3 protein-coding genes are annotated in these 3,295 nt (G+C 45.2%); all 3 read right to left on the reverse strand.

Annotated elements, in window-relative coordinates; translation table 11 throughout:
* Positions 1–327 precede the first annotated feature (327 nt).
* Positions 328–477, reverse strand: a complete 150-nt coding sequence (locus QT974_RS32710; protein WP_333472523.1) for a hypothetical protein — start codon at positions 475–477, stop codon at positions 328–330.
* 10 nt (positions 478–487) lie between these two features.
* Entirely contained in the window at positions 488–1,147 is a 660-nt protein-coding gene (locus QT974_RS32715; protein ID WP_333472524.1) for an SGNH/GDSL hydrolase family protein, read from the reverse strand.
* A 337-nt stretch (positions 1,148–1,484) separates the two neighbouring features.
* Entirely contained in the window at positions 1,485–3,233 is a 1,749-nt protein-coding gene (locus tag QT974_RS32720; RefSeq protein ID WP_333472525.1) for an ABC transporter ATP-binding protein, read from the reverse strand.
* Between the last annotated feature and the right edge of the window lie 62 nt (positions 3,234–3,295).

Consider the following 3,295-nt stretch of genomic DNA (forward strand, 5'->3'; position numbering starts at 1 on the left):
TATCGGGTGCATCTGGTTTTTGAGGAGGGCGAAGCATGACCGCATATAAATTATTAGTTATAATCCTATATTGAATGCGGTCATGCTATAGCCCATACAAACATATTTGTCAAACCCAGATGCATCGGTAATATCATGTCCGGTGAATTATTATAACCATGAAATAAAAGTTCGTAGTGCGGACTTTAGTCCGCAGGCTAAAAGCGGACTAAAGTCCGCACTACGAACCAATTTTATTGCACAGTTCTGGGGTTTATAATATTTTTGTGTGACTTTATGGAAAGTTGGTAGAAACACTTTCCAGACGGTTGGAAAAACTTGCATTGCTTACTGCGAACCTGTTTGCTTTGCCAATTCTGCATCAGTGTCACTTGGGACTATTTCTGCTTTTTTCATGACGAAAATGCGATCGCCCGTAGCAGCAGCAGACATTGATGATACCAAATAAATGATTTTAGACTGCGCGGAATCCAGCATCGGGAATTGGTTAACTTAGGTGCGCTGACAGACAAGCTTCAATAGCACTAGCAATTTTCCGAAATCCTTCTCGGTTGGGATGAATGCCATCGGGGAGATCCTCAAGGCTGAGGATCTTATATAAATTAACAAAATCTATGGGCTTCCCTGCTTGTTGTTTTTCCTTGACTAACTCCTCGCTGTTTTGATTGTATTGTATAACTCGCTGATTTAAGGTGGGTTCCGACATCGGAGGAAGTGAAGCGAGAAAGAGTTTGATATTGGGTGAAGTTTGAAAAATGCGATCGATTAATTGCTTGAGGCGATAGCTTGCAGTTTCCACTTGATACCATTGTCCGATATTATTGGTGCCGATGAGGAGCAAAATAATATCCGGTTGGAAGGTTTCCAGCCAATCCACAACCCGATCGCAAATTTCTTCGATCCGCCAACCGGAATGTCCTTCGTGATGCTGAGAGAGTAAGGTATCGGGGCCGTTGCTTAGGGAACCGACAAACTCAATAGCATAGCCTCGATTCTCCATCGCAGGTTGTAAGTCGATGCGATATCCTCCTGGTACGAAGTATCCATCGGTAATTGAGTCGCCTAAGGGCATGATTTTGATGGGAGGATTTTGCGGTGAATCAGTGCTGCTGGAGAGGTTTGAAGGATCGGAATTTTGATTTTCCACGACTATTTTTGATAAATAACTAAGTCAACCACGCTTCAGTTTGATCGTTCGGACTTCAGTTTTTGTCCCGGGAGCACCTCACTTTTGCCAATATATCCGTAGGGGCGAAGCATGACCGCAATCAATATGTGATTATAACTAATAACTTATATGCGGTCATGCTTCGCCCTCTTCAAAAACTTTGGGAGTATCCCAATTGTGCAAACATATCCGCAAGGGCTCTCGCATTCGCGCCTGTATCCTATCGACTATACGAGAGATTTGCAGCGCGAATGCTTCGCCCCTACAAACATATTTGCCAAAGTGAGATGCACCCTTTTTCGGACTATCGCACAAGTCAATGCAGCAATTCTTCTAGTTTTTGCTGGTTCCACAAATACTGATAAAGCCCTGTTTGCTTTACCAATTCTGCGTGAGTGCCGCTTTGGACTATTTCTCCTTTTTCCATCACGAATATGCGATCGGCACTCGCGGCGGCTGACATTTGATGCGAGATGAAAATTACGGTTTTGCGATCTGTTCCGGTTGCCAAGTTCTGCAAAATATCGGTCGCTGTTTGATTGTCCACGCTGGAAAGAGCGTCATCTAAAATTAGCACGGGAGCGTCAACTAACAAGGCTCTAGCTAGTGCTGTTCGCTGCCTTTGTCCGCCGGATAAGGTAATGCCGCGCTCGCCGACAACTGTTTTGTACTGCTGCGGAAAATTGAGGATTTCTGGGTGGATTTGCGCTTGTTTGGCGGCTGCTTCAATCTGTGGCTGTTCTGCTAAAGGATTGCCGTAGCGGATGTTATTCTTGATGCTAGTGCCGAACAAAAAGCTTTCTTGGGGCACGTAGGCGATCGCCCCGCGCAACTCCCTCAACTTCACCTCGGTAATATCCTGCCCGTCTACAAACAACTCACCCGCATCGATATCTAACAACCGCGGCAAAGCATTGGCCAAGGTTGATTTCCCAGAACCGATCGCGCCAACAATCGCGACGGTTTCGCCCGGTTTGATGGTAAAATTGACATCTTTGAGCGCGGGTATCTTAGCACCGGGATAGGTGTAATTCAAGTTGCGGGCGACAATTTCCCCGATTACTGGAGTTGGCAATTCAATTGCACCGGCAGTATCCTTAATTTGCGCTTCCACAGTCAAAATTGATTCTATGCGATCGACACTGACTTCTCCGCGCTGGTAAGCAGTAATTGTGAAACCCAACAGCGCCGTCGGAAATACCAAACGCTCGACATAAATCAGCAGCGCCACAAAATCGCCGATGCTAATTTCGCCTTTAGCAATTGCTCCGCCACCCGCAGAAAGCAGCACCAGCAAACTGATGCTGGCTAAACCGCCCAGTAGTGGAAAAATAAAGTTTCGAGTTTGGGCTAATGTCAAATTGGCTGATAGCAACTTGGCGTTACAATCGCGAAAAGCTCGACGTTCGTTTTCTTCTTGAGCATAGATTTTAATTACGGACATTCCGCTCATATCCTCTTGAATTAAATCGCTCATCGCCGAGAGTTCTTCTTGGACTGCTAGTTGCTGGATGCGAAGTTTGTCGCTAAATAACTGTACCAAAACTAGCATTAATGGATAAACTGCGATCGCCAACAGCGTCAGCCGTACATTAATCCCCAGCATCACCGGCAAAGTCAAAGCATAAGCAAAGGCTGTATTCGCCAAACTCAGCACTGCAAAACCCACCAAGCGGCGAATATTGTCCAAGTCGGAGGTAGCGCGGTTAATTAAATCGCCTACAGTATTGGCAGCAAAATAAGACGGTTCTAATGTTAATAAATGATTAAATATTTGCTGTTTGAGGTCAAATTCGACTTGACGCCCGACGCCAAACAGCAGAATCCGCGATACCATCCGAATCACCCACATAATTGAGGCGAGTATCAGAATGAGTATCACGTAGTTGAAAACTTGGTCAAATTTAGTCGCAAATTGGAGAGTGTCAACTGCATTCCGAATCAGTAGGGGAATGTAAACGCCCACAGCATTGACAATTAATAAGGAAAAAACGCCCCAAAATGTGGGTTTCCAGTGCGGGCGCATATAAGAAATCAGTTTTTGCAGTCGAGAATAACGAGCCATTATGTTATGTCAGTTGTCAGTTGTCAGTTGTCAGTTGTCAGTTGTCAGTTGTCAGTTGTCAG

This window comes from Microcoleus sp. BM001215392 (assembly GCF_036700185.1).
In the GTDB taxonomy this organism is placed as follows: domain Bacteria; phylum Cyanobacteriota; class Cyanobacteriia; order Cyanobacteriales; family Microcoleaceae; genus Microcoleus.

Excerpts from the sequence above, each read along its gene's own strand:
- QT974_RS32710 (WP_333472523.1), bottom strand. The coding sequence starts at position 477 with ATGCTGGATTCCGCGCAGTCTAAAATCATTTATTTGGTATCATCAATG.
- QT974_RS32720 (WP_333472525.1), bottom strand. The coding sequence starts at position 3,233 with ATGGCTCGTTATTCTCGACTGCAAAAACTGATTTCTTATATGCGCCCG.